The 25985-nt window shown below is 64.6% G+C and carries 24 protein-coding genes; 17 read left to right on the top strand and 7 right to left on the bottom strand.

All coding sequences use genetic code 11. The features are described 5' to 3' along the window. Positions 1-2: 2 nt before the first annotated feature. From GC148_RS10870 to GC148_RS10800, 15 genes are all read left to right on the top strand, one after another. Entirely contained in the window at positions 3-1274 is a 1272-nt protein-coding gene (locus GC148_RS10870) for a ferredoxin:protochlorophyllide reductase (ATP-dependent) subunit N (RefSeq protein ID WP_366063691.1), read from the top strand. Further along, positions 1274-2827: a ferredoxin:protochlorophyllide reductase (ATP-dependent) subunit B gene (gene bchB / locus GC148_RS10865; RefSeq protein WP_291070772.1), complete on the top strand. Its 1554-nt coding sequence runs from the start codon at positions 1274-1276 to the stop codon at positions 2825-2827. The genes GC148_RS10870 and bchB overlap by 1 nt, the downstream gene beginning before the upstream one ends. Further along, a complete protein-coding gene (locus GC148_RS10860; protein WP_291070771.1) occupies positions 2817-6551 on the top strand; it encodes a magnesium chelatase subunit H in 3735 nt (1244 codons plus the stop codon). Before bchB ends, GC148_RS10860 begins: the two co-directional genes overlap by 11 nt. Next, entirely contained in the window at positions 6548-7447 is a 900-nt protein-coding gene (gene bchL, locus GC148_RS10855) for a ferredoxin:protochlorophyllide reductase (ATP-dependent) iron-sulfur ATP-binding protein (protein WP_291070770.1), read from the top strand. The genes GC148_RS10860 and bchL overlap by 4 nt, the downstream gene beginning before the upstream one ends. Continuing rightward, positions 7447-8142 (top strand): magnesium protoporphyrin IX methyltransferase, encoded by a 696-nt coding sequence (bchM, locus tag GC148_RS10850; RefSeq protein WP_291070769.1) that lies wholly within the window; start codon positions 7447-7449, stop codon positions 8140-8142. The genes bchL and bchM overlap by 1 nt, the downstream gene beginning before the upstream one ends. Then, on the top strand, positions 8139-9572 hold the full coding sequence (locus tag GC148_RS10845) for a BCD family MFS transporter (protein WP_291070768.1): 1434 nt from the start codon (positions 8139-8141) through the stop codon (positions 9570-9572). The genes bchM and GC148_RS10845 overlap by 4 nt, the downstream gene beginning before the upstream one ends. A 23-nt stretch (positions 9573-9595) precedes the next feature. Then, the gene (gene puhA / locus GC148_RS10840; protein ID WP_291070767.1) at positions 9596-10372 is read left to right on the top strand and encodes a photosynthetic reaction center subunit H; all 777 of its coding nucleotides are present in this window, start codon (positions 9596-9598) and stop codon (positions 10370-10372) included. Continuing rightward, positions 10369-11046, top strand: a complete 678-nt coding sequence (puhB, locus tag GC148_RS10835) for a photosynthetic complex putative assembly protein PuhB (protein WP_291070766.1) — start codon at positions 10369-10371, stop codon at positions 11044-11046. Before puhA ends, puhB begins: the two co-directional genes overlap by 4 nt. A gap of 11 nt (positions 11047-11057) precedes the next feature. Next, a complete protein-coding gene (gene puhC / locus GC148_RS10830) occupies positions 11058-11540 on the top strand; it encodes a photosynthetic complex assembly protein PuhC (RefSeq protein ID WP_291070765.1) in 483 nt (160 codons plus the stop codon). Further along, complete coding sequence (locus tag GC148_RS10825; RefSeq protein WP_291070764.1) at positions 11537-11821, top strand: hypothetical protein; 285 nt, start codon at positions 11537-11539, stop codon at positions 11819-11821. Before puhC ends, GC148_RS10825 begins: the two co-directional genes overlap by 4 nt. 33 nt (positions 11822-11854) lie before the next feature. Next, positions 11855-12913, top strand: a complete 1059-nt coding sequence (acsF, locus tag GC148_RS10820; protein WP_366063689.1) for a magnesium-protoporphyrin IX monomethyl ester (oxidative) cyclase — start codon at positions 11855-11857, stop codon at positions 12911-12913. A gap of 19 nt (positions 12914-12932) precedes the next feature. Continuing rightward, positions 12933-13721, top strand: coding sequence for a putative photosynthetic complex assembly protein PuhE (gene puhE / locus GC148_RS10815; RefSeq protein ID WP_291070762.1), 789 nt, complete (start codon positions 12933-12935; stop codon positions 13719-13721). Positions 13722-13737: 16 nt separating this feature from the next. Then, entirely contained in the window at positions 13738-14952 is a 1215-nt protein-coding gene (hemA, locus tag GC148_RS10810) for a 5-aminolevulinate synthase (protein ID WP_291070761.1), read from the top strand. A 69-nt stretch (positions 14953-15021) separates the two neighbouring features. After that, positions 15022-15405 (top strand): BlaI/MecI/CopY family transcriptional regulator, encoded by a 384-nt coding sequence (locus GC148_RS10805; protein WP_291070760.1) that lies wholly within the window; start codon positions 15022-15024, stop codon positions 15403-15405. Continuing rightward, on the top strand, positions 15402-16958 hold the full coding sequence (locus tag GC148_RS10800) for a M23/M56 family metallopeptidase (protein ID WP_291070759.1): 1557 nt from the start codon (positions 15402-15404) through the stop codon (positions 16956-16958). The genes GC148_RS10805 and GC148_RS10800 overlap by 4 nt, the downstream gene beginning before the upstream one ends. Before the next feature lie 70 nt (positions 16959-17028). Here GC148_RS10800 and GC148_RS10795 read toward each other — a convergent pair whose 3' ends face one another. From GC148_RS10795 to GC148_RS10785, 3 genes are all read right to left on the bottom strand, one after another. Further along, positions 17029-17964, bottom strand: coding sequence for a ribose-phosphate pyrophosphokinase (locus GC148_RS10795; RefSeq protein ID WP_291070758.1), 936 nt, complete (start codon positions 17962-17964; stop codon positions 17029-17031). 89 nt (positions 17965-18053) lie between these two features. Continuing rightward, complete coding sequence (gene pgeF, locus GC148_RS10790) at positions 18054-18818, bottom strand: peptidoglycan editing factor PgeF (RefSeq protein ID WP_291070757.1); 765 nt, start codon at positions 18816-18818, stop codon at positions 18054-18056. A gap of 33 nt (positions 18819-18851) precedes the next feature. After that, positions 18852-19817, bottom strand: a complete 966-nt coding sequence (locus GC148_RS10785) for a glycosyltransferase (RefSeq protein WP_291070814.1) — start codon at positions 19815-19817, stop codon at positions 18852-18854. Between the two features lie 211 nt (positions 19818-20028). Here GC148_RS10785 and typA point away from each other — a divergent pair, with 211 nt between their 5' ends. Further along, entirely contained in the window at positions 20029-21861 is a 1833-nt protein-coding gene (gene typA / locus GC148_RS10780; protein WP_291070756.1) for a translational GTPase TypA, read from the top strand. A 61-nt stretch (positions 21862-21922) separates the two neighbouring features. On the opposite strand, the gene GC148_RS10775 is transcribed toward typA, so the two are convergent. Together GC148_RS10775 and GC148_RS10770 are read right to left on the bottom strand one after the other, a co-directional pair. After that, positions 21923-22549: an energy transducer TonB gene (locus GC148_RS10775; protein WP_291070755.1), complete on the bottom strand. Its 627-nt coding sequence runs from the start codon at positions 22547-22549 to the stop codon at positions 21923-21925. 201 nt (positions 22550-22750) lie between these two features. After that, complete coding sequence (locus GC148_RS10770) at positions 22751-23092, bottom strand: UrcA family protein (RefSeq protein ID WP_291070754.1); 342 nt, start codon at positions 23090-23092, stop codon at positions 22751-22753. 670 nt (positions 23093-23762) lie between these two features. Here GC148_RS10770 and GC148_RS10765 point away from each other — a divergent pair. Further along, positions 23763-24092, top strand: coding sequence for a hypothetical protein (locus GC148_RS10765; protein WP_291070753.1), 330 nt, complete (start codon positions 23763-23765; stop codon positions 24090-24092). Here the strand turns inward: GC148_RS10765 and recR are convergent. Together recR and GC148_RS10755 are read right to left on the bottom strand one after the other, a co-directional pair. After that, positions 24089-24694, bottom strand: coding sequence for a recombination mediator RecR (gene recR / locus GC148_RS10760; RefSeq protein WP_291070752.1), 606 nt, complete (start codon positions 24692-24694; stop codon positions 24089-24091). The two genes, GC148_RS10765 and recR, sit on opposite strands and share 4 nt — an antisense overlap. Before the next feature lie 33 nt (positions 24695-24727). After that, positions 24728-25948: a Coenzyme F420 hydrogenase/dehydrogenase, beta subunit C-terminal domain gene (locus GC148_RS10755; protein WP_291070751.1), complete on the bottom strand. Its 1221-nt coding sequence runs from the start codon at positions 25946-25948 to the stop codon at positions 24728-24730. Between the last annotated feature and the right edge of the window lie 37 nt (positions 25949-25985).

Below are 25985 nucleotides of genomic sequence, written 5' to 3'. Positions count from 1 at the left end.
CCCTGGCTCCCGGAAAAGCCTGCGCTGCGCCGCCTGCGCGCGTCGTGCTGCGCGAACGGGGGCAGCGGGAAGTCTTCTGCGGCCTGACCTCGATCATGTGGCTGCACCGCAAGATGCAGGACGCCTTTTTCCTGATCGTCGGCTCGCGCACCTGCGCACACCTCATGCAGTCGGCGGCGGGGGTGATGATCTTCGCCGAGCCGCGCTTTGCCACAGCAATCATCGAAGAGCGCGACCTTGCCGGCATGGCGGACATCAATGAAGAGCTCAACAAGACGGTCGCGCGCCTGCTGGAGCGCCGCCCGGAGATCAAGCTGCTTTTCCTGGTGGGGTCTTGCCCCTCGGAAGTGATCAAGCTGGATCTCGGGCGTGCCGCCGAGCGCCTGTCGATGACCTATTCGCCCAAAGTTCGGATCCTGAACTATTCCGGGAGCGGCATCGAGACGACCTTCACCCAGGGCGAAGATGCCTGTCTCGCCGCGTTGGTGCCGGAACTGCCCGCGGCCGAATCGGCTGCGCCGGAACTGATGGTGGTCGGGGCGTTGGCCGATGTGGTTGAAGACCAGTTTGCCCGCCTGTTCGACGCGCTGGGGATCGGCCCGGTCCGCTTCCTGCCGAGCCGCAAGTCCGGCGCGTTGCCGCCGGTTGGCCCGAACACGAAATTCCTGCTGGCCCAACCCTGGCTGCGCGATACGGCCCGGGCGCTGGAGGCACGCGGCGCTGTTCACCTTCCGGCCCTGTTCCCGCTGGGCGTCGAGGGAACGACGGCCTGGCTCATGGCGGCCGCCACAGCTTTCGGCGTGTCGCCTGCCTTGTTCCAGGCCGTCACGGAAATGCCGCGGGCGCGGGCCACACGCGCCCTGCTCCGTTACAATGACACGCTCGCCGGCAAATCGCTGTTCTGTTTCCCCGATTCGCAGATGGAAGTGCCGCTCGCGCGCTTCCTGTCGCGCGAACTCGGCATGCGGTTGGAAGAGGTCGGCACGCCCTACCTGCATGCCGGACACATGGCCGATGAGCTGGCGTTGCTGCCTGCCGACGTGCGCCTCAGCGAAGGGCAGGATGTTGACCTGCAGCTCGAGCGCGCCCGCGAAGCGCGTCCGGACATCACGTTGTGCGGACTCGGGCTCGCCAATCCGCTGGAGCAGGAGGGCCTGACGACCAAATGGTCGATCGAGCTCGTCTTCACACCCATCCAGGGCTACGAACAATGCGGCGATCTCGCCGAGCTGTTCGCTCGCCCGCTTACCCGGCGCACGAGGCTCGCGGTCTGATGCAACTCACGGTCTGGACATATGAGGGCCCCCCGCATGTCGGCGCGATGCGGATCGCGACGGCAATGGAAGGGCTCCACTACGTACTCCATGCGCCGCAGGGTGATACGTACGCCGACCTTCTGTTCACGATGATCGAGCGCCGCGGCAAGCGGCCGCCGGTGACCTACACAACTTTCGAAGCCCGCGACCTCGGCTACGACACGGCCGAGATCTTCAAGCGTGCGGCGCGGGATGCGTACGAGCGCTTCCAGCCTCAGGCCATGATGGTCGGCGCCTCCTGCACAGCCGAATTGATCCAGGATGATCCGGGCGGCCTGACGAAGGCACTCGACCTGCCGGTTCCGGTGATTGCGCTTGAGCTGCCATCTTACTCGAAGAAGGAAAACTGGGGGGCATCGGAGACCTTCTACCGACTCGTGCGCGGCCTTGCGACCGAACAGCCGAAGCCCGGCGCAAGCCGGCTTGTCCGTCCGACCTGCAATGTGCTTGGCCCGACAGCGCTCGGCTTTCGCCACCGCGACGATGTCCGCGAGATCACCGGTCTCCTGTTCCAGCTCGGCATCGACATCAATGTAATTGCGCCGATGGGTGCAACGCCCGCAGACCTCGTCCGCCTGCCGGCGGCTGACTTCAATGTTGTGCTCTATCCGGAGATTGCTGACGTTGCGGCCCGGTTCCTCGAAAAGGAGTTCGGCCAGCCCTACACCCGGACGGTCCCGATCGGCGTCGGCGCGACCCAGGATTTCATTGCTGAAGTCTGCAGCCTTGCCGGAATCGAAATTCCCGATCTCTCGGCCTTCGCGAGCAATCTGCCCTGGTGGTCGCGCTCGGTGGATTCGAACTATCTCACTGGCAAGCGCGTGTTCATTTTCGGCGACGGAACGCACGCGCTCGCGGCCGCCCGGGTTGCCAGCGACGAGCTGGCTTTCGAGGTTGTGGGGCTGGGTTGCTACAACCGCGAATTCGCCCGGCCCGTGCGCGAAGCCGCATCCGCGCTCGGACTCGAAGCGTTGATCACCGAAGACTATCTCGAAGTCGAGGCCGCCATCGCCCGCCTGCAGCCCGAACTGATTCTCGGCACGCAGATGGAACGCCACATTGCGAAGCGTCTCGGCATTCCCTGCGCCGTCATCTCTGCGCCGGTCCATGTTCAGGACTTCCCGGCGCGCTATGCGCCGCAGATGGGGTTCGAGGGTGCCAACGTCCTGTTCGACACCTGGGTTCACCCGCTGCTGATGGGGCTCGAAGAGCACTTGCTCGGCATGTTCCGCGATGATTTCGAATTCAACGATTCGGCTGGCGCTTCGCACCTCGGCGGACACGGCGCCGCCGACAAGGCAGCTGAGATCGGGACCGCTGCTGTTGATGCAGGGGAGGGCGCAATCGCCATCGTGCACTGGGCGCCGGAAGCAGAAAACGAATTGAGGAAGATCCCCTTCTTTGTGCGGGGCAAGGCCAAGCGCAACACGGAAGCCTTTGCCCGCGACAAGCATCTTGAGACCATCACGCTCGAGACACTCTACGACGCAAAGGCGAGTTATGGCCGTTGAGCGTCCCACCCTGGTCGACAAGACGCCCGTCAAGGTCGTCATCCTTTCGCTCGATTCGCATCTCGGCACAGCGATCCGCGCCGCCGAGGCTGAGCTGCGTCGCACCCATCCCGGCCTGACGCTCGCCTTTCATCCTGCATCGGAATGGGACCGCCACCCCGGTGCACTCGCCCGCGCCATCGAGGATGTCGGAAACGCCGATTTCATCATCGCGACGATGTTGTTCATCGAAGACCATATCCGCGCCATCCTGCCGGCGCTTCGGGCGCGCCGCGACGGGTGCGACGCGATCGTCGGTGCCATGTCGGCATCCGATATCGTCCAACTGACGCGCCTCGACCGCTTCGACATGTCGAAGCCGGCCAGTGGCCCGATTGCACTGATGAAGCGCCTTCGCGGTTCGGGCGACAAGTCAAAGGCCGGCGAAAAGCAGTTGAAGACGCTGCGCCGGCTGCCGAAGATCCTGCGGTACATTCCGGGCGTCGCCCAGGATGTCCGCGCCTATTTCGTCACGATGCAATATCTGTTGGCGGGTTCCGAGAAGAACATCGCCAACGCCGTGCGCTTCCTGATTGATCGCTACGCAGCTGGTTCGCGCGCCCATTTGCGCGGCAAGATGAACCCCGCGGCGCCGGAAGAGTTCCCGGAGACGGGGCTCTATCATCCGGCCATGAAGCCATCCGTTTCCGAGCGGATCGAAACGTTGCCGAAGTCGGCGGGCAACCGGCCCACGGTTGGGCTGCTGGTTCTGCGCTCCTACATCACCTCTGGCGATTCGGGCCACTATGACGGCGTTATCGCGGCGCTCGAAGCGCGCGGCTTGCGCGTAGTTCCGGCCTTCGCCAGCGGCCTTGATGCCCGCGCCGCGATAAGGCGTTATTTCATGCGCGGCGACACGCCGACGATTGATGCGCTTGTCTCCCTCACCGGCTTTTCCCTGGTCGGCGGTCCCGCGTTCAACGACGCGGACGGCGCCGTCGAGATGTTGAAAACCCTAGATATTCCCTACGTCTGCGCCCTCGCGTCCGAGTTCCAGTCGCTGTCCGATTGGGGACAGAGCACACGCGGACTGACGCCCATCGAGACGACCATCATGGTCGCCTTGCCGGAACTTGATGGTGCGACGGGATCCATTGTCATCGGCGGGCGCGCCGACCATGGCACGACGTGCACCGGATGCGCCCGCCGTTGCACATTCGCCGATGACAACAGACGCATGCAGGTCTGCCCCGAGCGGGCCGAGCAACTCGCCGCCCGTGTCGACAAGCTGGTCCGGCTCAAGCGCTCTGCGCGCGCCAGCCGCAAGCTTGCGATCACGCTCTTCAACTTCCCCCCCAATTCAGGCAGCGTCGGGACAGCCGCGTACCTTTCGGTCTTCGAGTCCCTGTTCAATTTCCTCAAGCGTCTCGACGCTGAAGGATATGGCGTGACGGTTCCGGATTCGGTCGACGACCTCAAGGACATGCTGCTCGAAGGCAACAAGGACCGCTACGGCACCGAAGCCAATGTGGTCGCAGAGATTCCCGTTGCGGATCATGTGCGCCGCGAGCGCCGCCTGAAAGACATCGAAGCGGCCTGGGGCCCAGCGCCGGGCCGTATACAGACGGATGGCCGATCGATCTTCGTCCTCGGCGCCCGGTTCGGAAATGTGCTCGTCGGCCTCCAGCCCGGCTTCGGGTATGAAGGCGACCCCATGCGCCTTCTCTTCGAGAAGGGTTTTGCCCCGACGCATGCCTTCGCCGGTTACTACACCTATCTGAAGCAGACCTTCGCCGCCGATGCCGTCGTGCATTTTGGCACCCACGGCGCGCTGGAATTCATGCCCGGCAAACAGTCGGGCCTGTCGGGTGATTGCTGGTCGGACTACCTGATCGGCGATCTGCCCAACATCTACCTCTACGCGGCCAACAACCCCTCCGAGGCGACCATTGCGAAGCGCCGCGGCAATGCGACAGTCGTGAGCTATCTCACACCGCCTGTTACCGAGTCGGGTCTCTATCGTGGTCTCTCCGACCTGTCGGTCACCATCGGTCGCTGGCGCGCGCTCGCGCCGGATGCCGAGACCGAGCGGTTTGATCTTGAATCGCTGATTATCACCCAGGCCGACGAACTCGATCTTCTGCCAGTGGCCTCGTTCGACCGCCCACGGGACCGGATCGAAGCGATCCGGGTGAAGCTCGCTGAGGTCGAATCGTCCCTGATCCCGGATGGCCTGCACATCGCCGGCCAGGGCATGGGCGCCGCAGAGCGCCGTGACATGCTCGCCTTGATGCCGCCGGCTGAAGGCCAGGACGTCCTTCCCGCGGCGGTGTTCGATGCCATCGTCGCCGGTGAGGCGCCCGCGGAAATTGTCCGAAAGCTCAAGCTTGAGGCCCGGGCCAACGAGATCGCCAGTCTGTCGCGCACCAACAGTCTTCTGGGCGAAGATCACGAGCTTTCGGCTTTGATCCATGCGCTGGACGGCGGCTTCACCCCGCCGGTTCCGGGCGGAGACCTGATCCGTACGCCGGATATCCTGCCTTCGGGCCGCAACATCCACGGCTTCGATCCGTTCCGTCTGCCGAGCGCCTTCGCCATCGCCGACGGCCGGCGGCAAGCAGGCCGTCTGCTCGATCGGCACAAGGACGATACGGGCCGCTACCCGGAATCGATGGCGATCATTCTCTGGGGTACGGACAACCTGAAGAGCGAAGGCGCGCAGATCGCCCAGGCGATGGCCTTGCTGGGTGCGGTGCCGCGCTTCGACGCCTATGGCCGGCTCGCCGGCGCAGACCTGATCCCACTGGAAACGCTCGGCCGTCCCCGCGTGGACGTGATGGTGACCTTGTCCGGTATCTTCCGCGACTTGCTGCCCCTGCAGACCCGTATGCTGGCGGATGCCGCCTTTGCGGCGGCGAGCGCCGACGAGCCGCCGGAGATGAACTTTGCCCGCAAGCATGCGCTCGCCTGGCAAGCGGAGTCGGGGGCAGATCTCGAGACGGCAGCGCTTCGTGTTTTCTCGAATGCAGACGGGGCCTACGGCGCCAACGTCAACTATCTTGTGACGACCGGGACATGGGATGACGAAGACGAGCTCGGCGACGCCTATGCAACCCGCAAATGCTTCGCATACGGACGGGATGGCCGCCCGGCGCCGCAGCCCGCCTTGTTCAACGCCATCCTGAAGACTGTCGAACTCGCCTACCAGAATCTGGAATCCGTTGAGACCGGTCTGACAACGATTGATCACTATTTCGACACGCTCGGCGGTATCTCCCGCGCTGCCACCAAGGCCCGCGGCGAAGCGCCCTCTGTCTATATCGGCGACCAGACGCGCGGCGACGGCATCGTGCGCACGCTGGCCGAACAGGTCGCGCTCGAAACCCGCACCCGCACGCTGAACCCCAAATGGTATGAAGGCATGCTGCGTCACGGTTATGAGGGCGTGCGCCAGATCGAAGCGCAGGTGACCAACACGATGGGCTGGTCGGCGACGACGGGCCAGGTCGCGCCGTGGGTCTACCAGCAGATGACCGAGACGTTCGTGCTGGACGAAGCGCTGCGCCGCCGGCTGTCGGATCTGAACCCCGCCGCCACAGCCAATGTGGCCGGCCGTCTCATCGAAGCTTCGGAGCGCCGCTACTGGTCGCCCGACCCTGAAACGCTGGCAGCCCTTCGAGCGGCCAGCGCCGAAATCGAAGACCGGCTCGAAGGTATCATTCCCGTTCAAGGAGCCGCCGCATGACCAGTCTCGCCCTCAATCGCCCAGGTGCCCGCCGTCCGGACGGGGAGGGAAGCGTGCAGGTCAAGCTCGACGCCCGCTTCGAAGCCGGCACGGCCAAAGTGTTCGCCGTGTACGGAAAAGGCGGCATCGGAAAGTCTACCACGTCGTCAAACCTGTCCGCCGCCTTCTCCAAGATCGGCAAGCGCGTCCTGCAGATCGGTTGTGATCCGAAGCACGATTCCACCTTCACGCTCACCAAACGCCTGATGCCGACGGTCATTGATGTACTCGAATCGGTGGAGTTCCATTCGGAAGAACTGCGCACCGAAGATTTTGTGTTCGAGGGCTATAACGGCGTGATGTGCGTCGAGGCGGGTGGCCCGCCGGCGGGTACGGGGTGCGGCGGCTATGTCGTCGGCCAGACCGTCAAGCTGCTCAAGGAGCACCGCCTTCTCGAAGACAGCGATGTCGTGATCTTTGATGTGCTTGGCGATGTTGTCTGCGGCGGGTTCGCGTCGCCGCTGCAGCATGCCGAACGCGGCATCATCGTCACGGCAAACGACTTCGACTCGATCTTTGCGATGAACCGCATTGTCGCTGCCATCCAGGCCAAGGCTCAGAACTATGCCGTCCGGCTCGGCGGCGTTATCGCCAACCGCTCGAAGGCGACCGACGAAATCGACCGTTACTGCGACGCGACCGGAATGGAGCGCATCGCGCACTTCCCGGATCTGGATGTCATCCGCCGCTCGCGCCTCAAGAAGTCGACCATCTTCGAGATGGAAGACTCGCCGGAGCTGAAGGCTGTGCAGGACGAATACCTGCGTCTTGCTGCTGCGCTTTGGGTCGGCGGCGATCCGGTCGAAGCCCTTCCGATGAAGGACCGAGAGATCTTTGACTTCCTGGGGTTCGATTGATGGAAACCGCCTACCAGACCCGCCGCGCCGAACTGCAGACCTATTTCGACGAGACCGCCTCGGCCACTTGGCAGAAGCTCACGTCGAATGCGCCGGTCAGCGGCATCCGTGCGACGGTGCGCGCCGGCCGCGAAGCGATGCATGCCGAAGTCCTCTCCTGGCTGCCGGAAGATATGACGGGATTGCGCGTGCTGGATGCCGGGTGCGGCACGGGAACGTTCGCGGTCGCTGCCGCGCGCCGCGGCGCCGAAGTGATCGCGATCGACATCGCGCGCTCGCTGGTCGAGACCGCTGCTGAGCGGATTCTCGACCCGGTCATCCGCAACCGGATCACCTGGCGCGTCGGCGACATGACCCGTGAGGATCTCGGCGCGTTCGACCATGTGGTCGCCATGGATTCGATCATCCATTATGAGGCGCCGGACATGGCCGCGATGGTGGCCAGGATCCTGCCACGCATCCGCCGCTCCGCCATCTTCACCTATGCCCCCCGCACGCCGCTACTGACGGCGATGCATGCCGCCGGGAAATTCTTCCCGCGCAGCGACCGCGCGCCCGCCATCGTTCCCGTTTCGGGGAAACGCCTCATGCGGCTCATGTCTGAACACACCGGCGCCAGCTGGGCGGCCGGGCGCAATCACCGGGTCAACTCGACATTCTATATCTCCGAAGCACGCGAGGTGGTTCGTAGATGACCCCTGAGCGGCGCACCTTTGCAGAAGTCTGGATGGCGGTGGGGACCCGGTTCCTGCCGTTCGCCGACGCGGCAAGTGCGCAGCTCCCCCTCGGCCGTCTGCTACGGCTTTCGCTGTTCCAGGTCTCTGTCGGCATGGCGATGGTGCTGCTGACCGGCACACTCAACCGGGTGATGATCGTCGAACTCGGCGTGCCGGCCTGGCTCGTCGCACTGATGGTCGCGCTGCCGCTCGTGTTCGCGCCGCTGCGCGCCCTGATCGGCCACAAGTCGGATACCCATAAGTCCGTCCTCGGATGGCGCCGCGTGCCCTACATCTGGTTCGGTTCGATGTTCCAGTTCGGCGGCCTCGCTCTGATGCCGTTCGCTCTGATCCTTCTCGCCGGGGATTCAAACGCCCCGGCTTGGGTCGGGCAGGCGGGGGCTGCCGCCGCCTTCCTGCTTGTGGGCGCCGGTATCCACACCACACAGACGGCAGGCCTCGCGCTTGCCAGCGATCTTGCGACCGATGATACGCGGCCGCGCGTGGTTGTGCTCCTCTACGTCATGCTGTTGGGCGGCATGTTCGTCAGCTCGCTGCTGTTCGGCGCGCTGCTCCAGGACTTCACGACACTCACGCTGATCCAGGTCATCCAGGGCGCAGCGGTTATCACGATGCTGCTCAACGTCATCGCACTCTGGAAGCAGGAGGCCCGCAATCCCGCTGCCACGCGCGCAGATCGTGAAGCGCCCGGCTTCCGCGAAACCCTGTCCCGCCTGATGCAGGATCGCGGCACGGTCCGTCTGCTGATCGCGTCAGGACTTGGGGCGGCCGCCTTCAGCATGCAGGATGTCCTGCTCGAACCCTATGGCGCCGAGGTGCTCGGCATGAGTGTCGCCGGCACCACGCGCCTCACCGCATTGTCAGCGTTTGGCTCGCTGCTGGGATTTGCCTATTGTTCCAGCCGCTTGTCCGATGGCGGCGAACCGCATCGGCTCGCCGGCACAGGCGCTGTCGCTGGCGCCTTCGCATTCGCGCTTGTCGTCTTTGCCAATCCCGCGGGATCCATGGCCGCCTTCCTGTTGGGCGCGTTCCTCATCGGCTTCGGCGCGGGCCTGTTTTCGGTCGGCACCTTGACCGCCGTAATGACCATCGCCCGCGAACATGACAGCGGCATCGCGCTCGGCGCCTGGGGCTCTGTCACCGCCACGGCCACCGGTGTTGCGGTCGCGTTTGGCGGCGCGCTGCGTGACATCGTTTCAACGCTGGGCGAAAGCGGCCAGCTGGGTCCCGCAATGACCGGACCGGCCTCCGGTTACGGCGCGGTCTATCACATCGAAATTCTGTTGCTTTTCACCACCCTGGTCGTGATCGGGCCGCTTGCCCGCCACGCCAGTGCACCACCCAAATCCCCATCCACCAAGTTCGGCCTGGCAGCATACCCCGGCTGATACGCCACCGTAGGAGAACGGTCATGATTTTCAGTGGAGAGTTCGTCAACGGAGTAGACCTCGTGGACGTTTGCCTTTGGGCGTTCACCATCTTCTTCCTTTGGCTGATCTATTACCTGCAGCGCGAAGGAATGCGGGAGGGATACCCCCTTGAGGAGGATCCGAGCGGACGCACGGAAGCGCCGGCGCTCGTCTTCTTCCCGCCGAAGAAATCCTACAACCTGCCGAACGGCCGCGGCACGATCGAGATGACGTATGGCAAGGCCGATACGCGCGAGCATGCCCTCAATCGCACGGCGCCCTGGGCCGGCTCGCCCTTCGTTCCAAGCGGTGATCCGATGAAAGACGGCGTTGGTCCAGCCTCCTACGCGATGCGCGATGATGTGCCGGACCTGAACTGGGATGGCACCGACCGGATCGCGCCTTATCGTCTTCACCCGGACTATACCGTTTCAGAGAAAGACCTCGATCCGCGCGGATTGCCGGTTGTCGGGCTGGACCGGATGGTGGCCGGCACGGTGACAGACCTCTGGGTCGACCGGTCCGAGGCAATCATCCGCTATCTCGAAGTCAAGCTCGAAGGCACCGGCGAGCACGTGCTTCTGCCGGTTCCGTTCTCTAATGTCTCCAGAACCCGCAAGCGGGTCGAAGTGGACGCCATCAAGGCGTCCCATTTTGCCGGCGTTCCGCGCACCAAGTCGCCGGATCGTGTCACGCGGCTCGAGGAAGACATGATCAGCGGCTATTATGGCGGCGGCACGCTCTACGCCACGCCGCAGCGTCAGGAGCCCTGGCTGTGATCAAGCTCCACGACGAAGAAGAGGGCGGGGGCGAGCCCGTGCGGGGCTTGCCCCAGTCACTGCCGGAGGGCGAACAGCTTCTCTGGCAGGGAAGCCCCGGGCCGCTCGCCTTTGTGATCCACGCCTTCCACATCCGGTTCGTGCTGGTCTATTTCCTGCTCGCTACGACCTGGCGGCTCGCCAATCTGGAAACCGCGGGCGCCTCCACGACCGAGATGACACGGGTTGCGCTCAATTCGGGCCTCGGCGCCGCGGCAGGTGTCGGCCTCATCGGCCTCGTCGCCTGGTTGATGGCCCGTTCGACGGTCTACTCGATCACCAGCAAGCGGATTGTGATGCGCTACGGCGTCGCCATCCGGAAATACGTCAACTTGCCCTTCGAGCAGATCGTTTCGGCAGACCTGCGCAGCTACGGACAAGGCAAAGGCGATATCGTCCTGGCGCTGAATTCGACCGGAGGGCTCGGCTTCATCAAGCTCTGGCCACATGTGCGCCCGATGAAGTTCAGCCGGCCGCAGCCGATGCTGCGCGGCCTGTCCAGCGTTCAGTCGGTTGCCCGCACGCTTGCCTCGGCCATCTCCGCGCACGCACCAGCACGGGTCGCCCTTGCGCCTCAGCCGAAGCCGGCGCCGGCGGCTGTTCCATCGCCCGGTCTCGCAGCCCGAGCCTCCTGAGGAAGCCTGTCATGACCCACGCGCCTATTCCGAACCCGGCACACAGCCACGATCTGCATCCGCCGCGCGGCTTGCTGATGGCGTGCGGCGCGCTGATCCTTCTCGCGGTGATCGGCGTCGGGGCAACCCGGCTCAGTGGGGCAGGGCACGTGACCGACTGGCGCTCGCTCTCCGTCGCGGCCCTTCCGCTGGTCTTCGAAGACGGCGCAGACGGAAGCGTCATCGCGCGCTCACCGGACACGGGCGCCATTGTGCATGCCTGGGCGCCGGAAACCGGCGGATTCGTGCGCACATCGATGCGCTCTCTTGCTGTCACACGCAAAGGCATGGGCATCGGCGCGGAACCCGCCTTCATCCTGCATCGCACCGCCAATGACAAACTGATCCTCGAGGATCCGGCTACCGGCGAATGGGTCAGCCTCGATGCCTTCGGCGGCGACAATGCCGGCCAGTTTGCCAACCTGTTCGAAGACGCCAAAGGGGCCGCACAATGACCGCGCGCTGTTTCACCATTCCATGCACCATCCGTGTCGAGCACACCTACGAATCGCTTGAAGCGCATGTCGAGCTCGATGGCGGCATCAAGCCCGGCATCGGTGACAAGGTGCTCGTCCATGGCGCGCCGGTCAGCGTTCCCTTCGGCCGAAGCCTTGTGCTGCGCCGGGAAGCGACTGTGACGCGCGCGAACATTTTCGAGAAGGCGCTCGTGCGTCTTCAGTCGATGTTTGAACTCACCGAACTCTACGAAGTGAGTTTTACGGATGGAAGGATCTGAGCCATGACGATTGCAACGCTCACGGACGAAGAAATGCGCGTACTCGAAGCGCCGCCGGCCTTCGACACGAACCAGATCGCCATGCAGGAGACGATGCTCTCGCCGCGTTTCTACACGACGGATTTCGCCGAGGTCGACAAGGTCGATGTTTCCGGTGTGCGGGATGAGTGGGATACGCTGATCGCCGAAATGGAGTCGGATCCCAATCGCAACCACTTCAAACGCACCGCCGAATTCGACAACATTCTCGGCAAGTTGTCGCCGGAGCTGCGCACGGAGTTCGTGGATTTTCTCGTCAGCTCGCTGACGTCCGAATTTTCGGGCTGCGTGCTTTACCGCGAGATCACGCGGCAGGTCGAAAACCCGGATATGAAGGCTCTGTTCCGCCTGATGGCGCGCGACGAAGCCCGCCATGCCGGCTTCATCAACTTCGTGCTGAAGGATTTCGGGATCGGCGTCGATCTCGGATTTCTGACACGCAAGAAGAAGTATACCTTCTTCAAGCCCAAATACATCTGGTACTCAGTCTACCTGTCCGAGAAGATCGGCTACGCCCGCTACATCACGATCTTCCGTCAGCTCGAAAAACACCCCGAGTTCCGCTTCCATCCGATCTTCAAATGGTTCGAACAGTGGTGCAATGACGAGTTCCGGCACGGCGAGGCTTTCGCCATGATCCTGCGTGCAAATCCGCACCTGCTTGAAGGCGGCAACAAGTACTGGATCCGCTTCTTCCTGCTGGCGGTCTATGCCACGATGTATGTGCGCGACCATCGTCGTCCGGCCTTCCACGCGGCGCTCGGCGTCGATCCGACAGATTACGACTATGAAGTCTTCCGCGTGACCAACGAGATCGCCCGTCAGGTCTATCCGGTCGAGCTTGAAATCAGCGCCCCCGCCTTCCGCACGGGTCTGGAGCGGATCCGTCAGAACACCGACAAGATGGAAGCGATCCAGGGCAAGGATCCGCTCTCCTGGCTGCGCAAAAAGGCGCTTGTCCTGTCCAACGGCCTCGCCTTCCTGCAGCTGTACTTCCTCCCCGTGCGGAAGAACAAATTGCCAGCCAAGGTCCGGCTCCAGCCGGCCTGGTAGGGAAGGAAAGACCCGCCGAATGACCGCTTACGCCGCCCCCATCGTCTTTGCAGCGCTCACCTGGTGGCTGAGCACGGGGGCAATATTCTGGCTCATCGGCCGTCCGCGCGCGACGTTCAAGTGGACGGCGCTGGGCGCGACTTTCGTGCTCGTTGGCGCCACAGTGATGCTTGTCAGCTTGCGCGGCGAAACCAGCGTCCCGGCGGCCTATGCAGGCTTCGCCACAGGGCTCGCGCTCTGGGCCTGGCACGAAGTGATGTTCCTGACGGGCTTCATCACCGGCCCATCGCGCAGTCCGTGTCCGGATGGTCTGGCCGGTTGGCCGCGCTTCCGCGCCGGCCTTGCGGCTGTGCTTCACCATGAACTCGCTATCATCGCGCACGCAGCAATCCTTGTTTGGCTCAGCTGGGGCGCGGCCAACCAGTTCGCCTTGTGGACCTTCCTGATCCTCTGGGGCATGCGCATCAGCGCGAAGCTGGTTGTCTTCACCGGGGCGCCGAATCTGGTCGACCAATTCATGCCGCGCCACCTCGATTACATGAAAACCTATTTCTCGCGGCGCGCGCCCGGCAGCCTGTTTGCCGCCGCGCTGATCGCCATCACCACCGTCTCGGCTCTGCTCGCACTCACCGCGTTCAGCCATGCACCCGGAAGCCATGCCTTCGCCGGCTTCCTTCTCCTCACCGCCATCGCCATCCTGGCCGTCATCGAGCATTGGGTGCTCGTGCTGCCCGTTCGCGATCCGTCTCTTTGGGGCTGGGCAATGAAGCCCGTCCGGACTGCAACAACCCAACAAAAAATGGACTGACTGGAGGGCCTACAAGATGAATTTCGAATCCTACTTCGAAGACGAACTCGCGAAACTCAAGGCAGAGGGCAATTACCGTGTCTTCGCCGATATAGAGCGTGAGAAAGGGGCCTTCCCGAAAGCGGCATTCCATGGCCCCTCCGGCGTCCAGAATGTGAAAGTCTGGTGTTCGAACGATTATCTGGGCATGGGCCAGCATCCTGACGTGCTCGCGGCGATGCATGAGGTGATGGACCAATGCGGTGCAGGCGCCGGCGGCACACGCAACATCTCCGGAACCAACCACTATCACGTCCTGCTGGAGCAGGAACTCGCCGACCTCCACAACAAGGAAGCGGCGCTGCTGTTTACGTCGGGCTATGTGTCCAACTGGGCGGCCCTCGGCACGCTCGGTGCAAAGATCCCGGGGCTGATCATCCTGTCGGACGCGCTCAATCACGCCTCCATGATTGAAGGCATCCGCCACAGCCGCGCCAAGTGCGTCGTGTTCCGCCACAACGACCCTGAGGACCTGCGCCGCAAGATCGAATCACTCGATCCGGCGGCGCCCAAACTCATCGCCTTTGAATCGGTCTATTCGATGGATGGCGACATCGCACCCATCGAAGCGTTCTGCGATATTGCCGATGAGTGCGGCGCGATGACCTATCTCGACGAAGTTCATGCGGTCGGCCTCTATGGGCCGCGCGGCGGGGGTATCGCTGAGCGCGAAGGTCTGATGGACCGCCTCACAGTGATCGAAGGCACGCTTGGAAAGGCTTTCGGCGTCGTGGGCGGCTATATCGCCGCGTCCAAGGCGCTGGTCGATTTCGTGCGCAGCTTTGCCTCGGGCTTCATCTTCACCACGGCGCTTCCGCCGCATATCGCAGCCGGCGCCCGTGCCTCGATCCAGCACCTGAAAGTGTCGGACTGGGAGCGTAAGCGCCAGCGCGACCGCGTCGAAAAGGTCCGTGTTCGGCTGCGTCAGATCGGCATTCCGACCCTCGAGAACCCCAGCCATATCGTACCGGTCATGGTCGGCGATCCGGTCAAGTGCAAGATGCTCTCGGACTGGCTGATGGAACGCCATGGCATCTATGTCCAGCCCATCAACTACCCGACCGTTCCAAAGGGCACCGAGCGGCTGCGCATCACGCCGTCGCCGGTCCATTCCGATCAGGACATTGAAGACCTGGTGAGCGCCCTGTCCGAGCTCTGGTCCCATTGCGCCCTCGCTCGCGCGGTCGCTTGAACCGCGACGCTTGACTCAAGTGCGCTACAAATGTAGCAACTCCGCTATAGATATAGCGGAGACTTGCGCATGTCCCAACCCAACGCGTCCGAACTGGCCGTCCTGAAGCATTTGTGGACCAGTGGTCCGCAAAGTGCGCGTGAGGTTCATGACGCGGTCGGGCCGGGGCAGGGGTGGAAAGCCTCCACCACACGCACGGTCATCGCCCGGATGGAAGAGAAGGGCTGGGTCAGCCGCGCCGAGGTGCACGGCGTCGCAGTCTACGCGGCCGCCCTCGACCGTACCGCCACGCTCGGCGGCCTCGTGCGCCATCTGGCGCGCCACATCCTCGACATGGATGGCCCGCTCCCGGCGGCGCTCTTCGCCGAAAGTCCGCACCTGTCTGACGCCGAACTCGCCGAGCTCGACGCCATCATTAATGCCGCTGAAGACCGCAAGGGAGACGTGCCATGAGCCCCGCCGGTCTCGTGCTCCTCACGCTCGCCTGGAGCGCGGCCGTCTGGCTGGGCGCGCACCTTGTGTGCCGCCTCGGTCCGTCGCCGCGTCAGGCGCAGGCCATTTGGCGGGCTGCGGCGGCGCTGATGCCCGCGCCCTTCGCCGCCGCGCTCGTGGCGCCCGGCCTTGCGCCGCTCGCTGCCGGGCCGCTGCCCGATACGGTGATGCTCGAGCCGCTCTTCATCCAGCCGGATGCCGGCGCTGAACCGGTCCCCGCCGCCGCGTCGTTCCTGCCGGACCTTGCGACCCTGCTTGCCGCGATCCTCGTGGCCGGCTGGGTGTTCCGGCTGGGCCTCTGGGCGATCAGCCAGCTGCGCCTGCAACGGCTCAAGGCGCGCGCCCTGAGGGTCGACCGGCCGGTCTCGCATTGGGCCGACGCACTCGGTCTCGCGCGCGTTCCCGATGTCTGTGTCATCCCCAATGGTGCGCCTTTCCTTGCTGGCATCCTGCGCCCCGCCGTCTTCGTCCCGGCCGCCCTCATCAACACGCACCACGCCCAGCAGGTCATCGTCCATGAAATGGTCCACCAGCAGCGCGGCGACCTGTTGGCCCGCCCCCTCGAACGCGCCATGGCGGACCTGTTCTGGTTCTCGCCCTTCGCCTGGATGATCCGTGAACGGCTAGATTACTGGCGCGAGGTCGTGGTCGATGAAGTGGCCGCCAACTTCACCGGTGACCGGATAGCCTATGCCCGCGCGCTTACCCGCGCCGCGCAGCTCGCTCGCCCCGTTCCAATGCTCCCCGTCGCCGCCCTGGTGCTCAAGAAAGAAGGAAACCTCAAGATGCGCCTTACCGAACTGCTGTCCGAAACGCCCCGCCACCCGCGCCGCATGGGTCTTGCCGTTGCCGCTGCGCTGGCGCTCGCCGCGCCCGTAGCCTTCGCGCAGGGTATGATGATCAAGGGCGCCTCGGCGTTGCCGGTGTCCGGCCTGGTCTACAGCCATGCCGTGCTCGACAAGGCCAAACTCACGAGCAGTTTCGGCCTACGCATCCACCCGATCACCGGCGAGCAGAAGCTGCATGGCGGCGTCGATCTCGCCGAAGAAGAGGGCAAGGCGGTTTACGCGCCTGCTGCCGGAACCGTCACGCGCGCGGAGTTCACCGAAAGCTTCGGCAATCTCGTTGAAGTCGCCTCCGGCAACACAACGCTGCGTTTTGGACGGCTGGAGTCGATGAACGTGAAGCCGGGCGATACCGTGAACCCGGGCGCAACCCTCGGCGCGATTGGCCAGACCGGCAAGGCGACCGGCCCGCACCTGCACTTTGAGGTGATCCGCGACGGCGTCCCGGTTGATCCGCAGGCGGAGGAGGGGCTTGTGCTCGCCGATACGCTGCGCGTGATGCCCGGTGCAGCTCCGCTCGCACCGGTCGTTCCGGCGCCGTCCACGCCTGCGGTTGCGCCCGCCGCGCCGGTTCCGCAAGCCGCGCCCACGCCGGGTGTCGGCGCACCGGCCGCGCCGCCGCCTGAGCCGGCAGGCAGCACCCAGCCGCCCCCTTTGGCGCCGCGCTAGGCCAAGACCCGAAAAGAAAAGCCCCGCATGGTCGCGCCATGCGGGGCTTTTTCATCGAGGGGGCGGTAGCCTAGCGGTCGAACAGTTTCGACACGCTTTCCTCGTTGGCGATCCTGCGGATGGCCTCGCCCAGCAGGGGCGACATCGGCAGCACACGGATCTTATTGGATTTCTGCGCCGCTTCCGACGGTTGGATCGTGTCGGTCATCACCAGCTCGTCCAGTACCGATTTCTCAATCCGCTGCACGGCATTGCCCGACAGCACGCCGTGCGTGACATAAGCCGACACGGACACCGCGCCCTGATCCTTCAGCGCCGCAGCGGCATTCGCCAGCGTGCCACCGGAGTCGCAGATATCGTCGAGCATGATGCAGGCCTTGCCGCTGACATCGCCGATGATGTTCATCACTTCGGACTTGCCCGCTTCTGGGCGGCGCTTGTCGACAATGGCAAGGTCCGCGTTTAGCTTGTTGGCCAGCGCCCGGGCGCGCACCACGCCGCCGACGTCGGGCGAAACCATCACGATCTTGTCCTTGCCGAAGCGTTCCTTGATGTCGTCGATCATCACAGGGCCGCCGAACAGGTTGTCGGTCGGGATATCGAAGAAGCCCTGGATCTGCCCGGCATGCAGGTCGACCGTCAGCACGCGGTCAGCGCCGGAGGCGGAAATCAGGTTCGCCACCAGTTTGGCTGAAATCGGCGTGCGGCCATCGGTTTTGCGATCCTGCCGGGCATAGCCGAAATAGGGGATCACCGCCGTGATGCGCCGGGCCGAGGCGCGCCGCAGCGCGTCCATCATGATCAGCAGTTGCATCAGGTTGTCGTTGGCGGGGTAGGAGGTCGACTGGATGACGAACACATCCTCGCCGCGCACGTTCTCGTCGATGCGCACGAAGATTTCCTGGTCGGCGAAGGTTTTGACCTCGGACCGCGTCAGCCGCATGTCCAGATAGTCGGCGATGGCTTCGGAAAGCGGCCTGTTCGCGTTGCAGGAAATAAGTTTCATGTCGCGTCGACCCTCTGCTGCCCGGCTCGCGACGCTTTTGTAACAGGCGGCTGCGAGTCGCAAGCCACGGAAAACTGGATTCGGTGAGTTTAACCGGAAATCACGATCACTGAGGCGTTCCGGCCATAATCTGCCTCTCCGCGCAGGTTGCGGCGGCGGTTGGAGAAATAGATTTCCTCCAGTGCGCAGGTATCGAGGCCAAGATTTTCCACCTGGCCTATCCCGGCGGCGTTCAGCTGGCGTCCGCAGAAGCCCGGCAGATCGAAATGGAACCGGTCGCCCTTGCCGGTCACGAACAGGTCTTCGCTTGCCCCGTCGAGGCTAAGGAAACTGTCGCGGAATTCCGGGCCCACCTCATAGCTGGCCTGCTGGATCGTCGGGCCGATGGCGGCCCGGATGCGCGTGCGCTCGGCGCCCAGCGCTTGCATGGCATCCAGCGTGCGCTGCAGCACGCCCGCATGGGCGCCTTTCCATCCGGCATGCGCGGCGCCGATGACCTGCGCTTGCGGGTCTGCAAACAACACCGGCGTACAGTCTGCCGAAAGGATGCAGAGGCCCAGCTCCGGCCGGTCGGTCACCATCGCGTCCGCCTTCGGGCGTTCGTCCCACGGCGCGGTCACGCGCACCACATCCGGCGAATGCACCTGGTAGCAGGAGAGCAGCCAGCGCGCGCCCATCGCCCCGGAAATCCGCGCCCGGTTCTCGGCAATGTTGCGCGGCGCGTCGCCGGAGCCTTCGCCCGAGTTCAGGCTGTCGTAGATCCCGCCGGAAACGCCGCCCCGGCGCCCGAAGAATCCATGGCGGATGCCGGGAATCCCGGACAAGGCGGCGGCTGTGGTGAAGGGCGGTGTCATCGCCCTACGGACTGGCCGGGCAGGGCGCCCGCGTCAAGCTTCCGGAATGGCGATGAAGGTCTGCGGACCTTCCGGCTTGCGCCCATTCAGGATGTTCTCGTCGGGCTTGGCGTTTTCCAGCTGCGCTTTCAGCACCTGCGGGAAGGATTCCACCTGGCCGAGGGCAGAGCCCCAGTCGAAGGCGAAATAGGCCGGCGGGCGCTTGGTGAAGATCGGGCCGAACACCATCAGCACGCCGGCGCGGGCCAGCCGCCACAGGCTGAACGCGAGGTAGCGCCACCAGGGCCGCATGCCATAGCGGATGTGCAGCTTCACGTGGCCGCGCACCCAGTTGCGGGCCTGGGTGAACCGGGCCTTGTAGGTGGAGCGCAGCCGGTAATGCATCACGGCGTCGGGCACATAGTTGAACTTCATGCCGGCGAGCTGCGTGCGCCAACAATAGTCGACGTCCCAGGACGCCACCAACCAGTCGGTCGGGTCGCCGACGCGCTCATAGCAGGCGCGGGTCATGCCGATGGCATTGCCGGCGGCGAAGGGCAGGTGCAGGGGGCCGACATAGGTCGGCAGGCCCTCGGCCCGGCCCTGCATGCCGCCATCCTTGCCCCAGGTCATGGAGGGCGGGTTGAGGCGCTCATATTCCAGGCAGGGCGCGGCCAGGTCGCAGGTTTCAAGCGCCTTCACCATATGGCGCATCCAGTCCGGATCCGCCTCGTCGTCCGATTCCGCCACCAGGATCAGGTCGCCCTTGGCGGCCCGGAAGCCCACATTGTAGGAATGGCCCACATAGCCGCGCGGGCCGTGGCCGATATAGGCCTGCACCACCCGCAGGTTCAGCCGGTCGGCATAGCTCTGGGCGATCTCGACGGAATTGTCGGTTGAGCCGTTATTGACGAAAACCAGCTCCCATTCGCCCTCATAGGTCTGCGCGACCAGTGAATCGAGCATCACGGCAAGCGTGGAGGCCCCGTTGAAACAAGGTAGGACAACACTTACCAACATGGGTCTTTTCTCGCAGAAGCTTGGCTGGAACTGGCCGGTCAATGCAATATTCTCGCCATAGTAGGACGGTTTTGGCAAGAAACGCGGTCACAATAAGTGTCCGATGCCGCGCCGGCATGGTCAAACCCGCAGACCTCTGCTACGTGCGCGCCAAACCCACCCTCAAAAGCCCGTTCTCCTCCCGAACGCCGCCCGCCGGAAAGCCCGCCCTATGACGACCCCGATCGAAAAGATGCGCAATATCGCGATTATCGCGCACGTTGACCACGGCAAGACCACGCTTGTGGACGAGCTTCTCAAACAATCCGGCACATTCCGCCAGAACGAGAAGACCGCCGAACGCATGATGGACTCCAACGATCTGGAGAAAGAGCGCGGCATCACGATCCTCGCCAAGACCACCTCGGTGGAGTGGAACGGCTACCGGATCAACATCGTCGACACGCCCGGCCACGCCGATTTCGGCGGCGAGGTGGAGCGTATCCTCGACATGGTGGACGGCGCGATCGTGCTCGTTGACTCCTCCGAAGGCCCGATGCCGCAGACCAAGTTCGTGGTCTCCAAAGCCCTCAAATGCGGCCTGCGTCCGATCGTAGCCGTCAACAAGATCGACAAGCCGGAGCGCCGCCCGGACGAGGTCGTCAACGAGGTCTTCGACCTCTTCGCCAACCTTGACGCCACCGACGAGCAGCTCGATTTCCCGATTCTCTACGGCTCGGCCAAGAATGGCTGGATGTCGAAACAATACGAAACCCCCGTCGCCAACATGGACGAACTGTTCCAGCTCGTCGTCGATCATGTGCCGGTGCCGCGCGTCGAGGAAGGCCCTTTCCGCTTCCTCGCCACCACCATCTCCGCCGACCCGTTCCTTGGCCGCATCCTCACCGGCCGCGTCCTGTCCGGCTCGGTCAAGCCGAACCAGACCGTCAAGGTCCTCTCGCGCGACGGCCAGCTCGTGGAGCAGGGGCGCATCTCGAAAGTGCTCGCCTTCCGCGGCCTTGAGCGCGTGCCCGTCGAAGAAGGCCAGGCGGGCGACATCGTCTCGTTGGCCGGCATGACCAAGGCCAACGTCGCCGACACGTTCTGCGATCCGTCCGTCACCCAGCCGCTCGAAGCGCGCCCGATCGACCCGCCGACCATCTCGATGACCTTCCGCGTCAACGACTCGCCGCTCGCCGGCACCGAGGGCACGAAAGTCACGTCACGGATGATCTGGGACCGCCTCCAGAAAGAGGCCGAAGGCAACGTCGCGCTGAAGGTCGAGCGCGCCACCGATGCCGAAGCCTTCACCGTCTCCGGCCGCGGCGAACTCCAGCTCGCCGTGCTGATCGAAACCATGCGCCGTGAAGGCTACGAACTCGGCGTCGCCCGTCCGCAGGTCGTCATGCAGACCAGCGAAAGCGGCGAAAAACTCGAGCCGATCGAGGAAGTCATCATCGACGTCGATGACGAACATTCCGGTATCGTCGTGCAGAAGATGGCCGAGCGCAAAGCCGAGATGCTCGACATGCGCCCCTCGGGCGTCGGCCGCACGCGTCTTGTCTTCCACGCGCCGACGCGCGGCCTGATCGGCTATCAGGGCGAACTGTTGTCCGACACGCGCGGCACCGCCATCATGAACCGCATCTTTCACGAATATGCCCCGCACAAGGGCCGGATCCAGGGCCGCCATACCGGCGTGCTGATCGCCATGGAGCAGGGCGAGGCCGTCGCTTTCGCGCTCTGGAACCTCGAAGACCGCGGCCCGATGATGATCCATCCGGGAACGAAGGTTTATGGCGGCATGATCGTCGGCGAGCACAACCGCGACAACGATCTCGAAGTGAACGTCCTTAAGGGCAAGAAGCTTACCAACATGCGCGCCTCCGGTTCGGACGAAGCCGTCCGTCTCACGGCGCCGCTCCTGATGACGCTGGAAAAGTCGCTCGCCTATATCGCCGATGACGAGCTGGTCGAAGTCACGCCGAAATCGATCCGCCTACGGAAGGTCCATCTCGACCCGAACGTGCGCAAGCGCCAGTCCAAGACCAGCGCCGACGCCTGAGGCCGCGAAGTCTCCGGCTGGCCCTCCCGGTTGACGGAGAGGGCCGCGCCGGGCCTCCGCGTCACTTCACAATGAATTCGATCGGATAGATCGCGCCGCGTTGCTCCACCGGCGCGCCATTGCGCACTTTCGGCAGGAACTCGGCCTTGCTCACCGCACGGATGGCTTCAGCCTTGAAGATGTCGTTCGTGCACTGAGCGGTCAGGTTGAAGGGCCGCCCGCGCACATCCACATCGAACATCACATCACAGCTGCCGGAAATCCCGCGCGTCATGGCGGCGGCCGGAACCGAAGGCGCCGGCGCACGCAGCGCTTCGATATTGCGCCCGGCGACCGGGATCACGGCCGCCACCGGCGGCTGGAGCTTGCCGATCGTGAAGATGTCGGATTCCGGTGCCGTGAATATGTAGGTCGGGGCGCTGCCCGTCGTCTCGATATGCGGGCGCTCGAATGCGGGCGGCTGCTCGATCAGTGTCTGCGGCGTGATCGGCGGCTTGGTCTCTGGCGTCAGCAATGTCTCCGGCGCCGCCACTATCGGTGTCAGCAGCCGCTCCGGCGCCTTGGTCAGCACCAGCTCGTCCACCTTGATCAGCAGGCTCGCGGCCAGGAACAGCGCATAGACCAGCGGCACGGCCAGCAGAACGGATAGCGACAGGCGCGACGGCGCCGCATCCAGGGTCAGTCTCATGGGTCATCCTCCCGCCCCCTATGGGCACTGGGCGGCTTGGGCCGCTCCAGAGATTACCTTAGGGAAACTTGACGCTACGTCAATCTGGGGTGGATCGGAATCTTGGACCCGAAGTGAGGGGCCATCCCTGGCCGGGGATGGCCCCTCCAACGCCGAAGACCGGGAGGAAACGTGGTCTGGCGTTGTTCCGGAAGAAAACGATCAGTTCGTCGAGGCGAGCTGGACTTGCGCCACCTGCTGCAGGGTCGGCGCCAGATCGGTGCCGGCCTCAGTGGAGGCGGCCTGGATCTGCTTGACAGCGGCCACGACCAACGACTCCGCGCAGGCCTTGTCTGTATAGTTGCCCATCACCGGCACGCGCGAGGTGCAGGCGCGCCTGGCGGCGATCGTGAGGTCGGCCAGAAGCTCGGTCGCGCCGGCTTCGCTGGATACCAGCGTCATGTCATAGGTATGGGTCAGGGTGACCGGCTTGGAGCCCTCGGCGAGGGCGACGGGCGAAAGCAGGACAGCGGCCGACAGGGCCGATACAGTAAGCTTGATCATGAGTCAGTTCCTTCAGAGTTAGAGCCGGGCAGGGCCAGGCTGGAAACTCCTCCCGCAACTCGATTTCGCCCCGCATTGCCGTCTGCCAGGACAACGCCCTCCGTAGGCGCTGTGGCCATCCTGGTGCGGCTGAGGTTCATGTTGCATCGCAACAATTGCCTCGCAGCCGCAGCATTACAAGCGCGACCTTTCATCCCGTGTTGAATTTCTCCCCTGACAGGCGATCTGCCCACCGGCTGGGCAGTCTTGCCCGAACGCGCATCACCGCCCGCGCCGCACCTGCCCCCGAAGGGGCCGAATCAGGTCGCACAAGGCCCCGCTTGCGCGACCTTTCCGGCGATGCGGCGGTTCATTTGCGCCCGAACTTTCCCGTTATCCCGGAAACCGCGCAGCGGTTGTCCAGGATCCAGAAAGCCAGACAGAACAGGGCATTCGGACACGTGCGCCTCCCCGCATTTTCGGCGTTTCCAGCGCACGGCGCCTTCAGATCCGGAAAAATCCGCCCCCGCCAATCCGGCGGGACACCGACCGGGCCTATCCTCGGGTCCGATGTCCTATTCGCTCCGCCGCCCGCCTGCCGGCCTTACCGGCTTCCTGCGCCTGATCGGGCCGCTGATCTTCCTTCAGCTGGTCGCGCTGAAGCGCTGGGCGCGCGCAGTACGGGCCCGGCGTGCCCTACTGGTACGGCGTCACAAAATGGGGCCGCGTCTACCTGCGTCACCTGCCGACCGATTTTGCCGCCAGCTTCGCCGCACCCGGCGCGCTGCGCCCGGCCGCGCTTACCCTCCAACTTTTTGCGTCGTCCCCGCGCCTTGCCGCCGCCTTCGCGCCTGAACCCCGCGCCGTGCCGCAGCCTGTGCCGTGCGCGGCAAAACCCTCCGTACACACCCTGTCCGCACCCGCCCACGCCGACACGTCCTGGGCCAAGCTTCGCACGCCAGACAAACCACCCGACCGCACCGGCCCCGGGCCTCTGCGGCCGGCGGTGCTGGCGGCTTAAACGCCCCGGCGTGAGCGCAGGGCAGCGGCCAGTGTGCCGTCATCCAGATGGTCGAGTTCGCCGCCGATCGGCACGCCGTGCGCCAGCCGGGTCACCTCGACATCCTGGCCTTCCAGCTGGTCGGCTATGTAGTGCGCGGTCGTCTGGCCATCGACGGTGGCGTTGAGGCCGAGGATCACTTCGCGGATGCCGCCCGCTTCCACCCGGCGCACCAGCGCCGCGATGCCCAGGTCTTCCGGCCCGATCCCGTCAATTGCGGAGAGCACGCCGCCGAGTACATGATACCGGCCGCGATACGCGCCGCCGCGTTCGAGGGCCCAGAGGTCGGGTACGTCCTCGACCACGCAGATCACGCCGTCATCGCGGCCGGGCAGCTGGCAAACCGCGCAGGGCTGAACGGTGTCATAGTTCCCGCAGGTCCCGCATTTCTGGATCTTCGCGCCGGCCTCCGCCATCGCCTCGGCGAGCGGCTTCAGCAGCGTGTCATTGCGTTTCAGCAGGTGCAGGGCGACGCGCCGCGCCGAGCGCGGGCCAAGGCCCGGCAGTTTCGCGATCAGGTCGATCAGGCGCAGGAGTTCAGGGCCAGCAGAGCGTTGGGACATGGGCGGGGGTTATGCGTGAGTCCGGGGAATCTGTCACCCCGGGTCTTTCTGTTCGCCCGGGGCGGGCATGATCCCGTAGGCCGCAAGCAGCTTCCAGACATGGGTCGGCACCATGTTCTTCAGTTTGGCAGGTTCCTCGCGGCGCAGATGGATCACCGTTTCGGCCGCCTTCATTTCGAGGCGCGTGCGGGCAAATTCGAGCCCCTTGGGCCCGATGCGGGGTTGAAGGAACGACACAAGCGGGCGCACCCAATCCGGCATTGACCGCAGCGGCAATCCGCCCGCAGCCAATTCGACATTCTTGATGAAGGCCGCCACATGCGGCGCCCGTTTTCCCTTCGATCCGGGTTCGGAAGTCACCAGCGCGTCGCCCAGCAGTTCCAGCAGAGCTTCGCCCCGTTCATTGCGCACGATCAGCCATTGTTCGCCCTCGCCGCCCATATAGCCGACCGTCAGATCACTGAGCGCATTGGTATAGTCGACGCAGGTCCGGCAGGTCAGCGGAAAGAAGTCGCGCGGGAGCTTGGAAATCGGCAGGGACAGGAAGGGGATCAGACGCTGCCGGCCGTCGTCGAAGCGAAGCTCCACGCGGAAATCCGCGCGGAACTCGAGATAGGAAATCGTGTCCGGTTCAGGATCGAGCAGTTTGAGGAAGTCGTGGAAATTCTCCGTCGTCGTATTGTCGGAGCAGGGGGTGCCGATGACATACAACTTCTCAAGACCGAATTCGGCCTCCAGCGCCCGAAGGGCGTAGACCTGGCAGGGAATGCCGATCAGGGCGATCCGTTTCAGGCCGCGCGCGGCAACCTCTTCCATCAGCGCGATCAGCGGGGAGTAGCCCATCCGCATCCCCCGGCATCCGGCCATGTCTTGCGCGCGCGTGACGATCACGGGCTTCGGCTTCCAGCGGTCTTCCGGATCGGGCGCGACTGTAAGGACTGCTTCGACCAGGCCGGCCGCGAGCAGTTTTTCGCCGAGCGTGGTGGCAATGCCGGTCCACTGGGCGCCGTCCCGGGCGGGGGCGAGACGCGCACGGACCATGCGGCGGAAGACCCCGAAATGCGTTTCATCCGCCTTCTGATCGTCGCGTGTGCGGCCATGCAGGGCAGCCTCGAAGCGGGGATAATCCGGCTGGATGAACTGGCAGGCCCGCCCGCACGCTTTGGCATCGGCCATGCGCGAGACGCCGCAATCGGTGCAAAGGCCGCGGGGCTCGGCCGGACGGAATGCGGGTGTGAACAGGGGCTCGATCATGCCGCACCGACTATAGGGCGGGCCGCGGCCAAGTCAC

Source organism: Hyphomonas sp., from assembly GCF_016125515.1.
Lineage (GTDB): Bacteria > Pseudomonadota > Alphaproteobacteria > Caulobacterales > Hyphomonadaceae > Hyphomonas.
The sequence above is the reverse complement of the archived record's forward strand: the minus strand, read 5'-3'. Positions and strand labels throughout refer to the sequence as shown.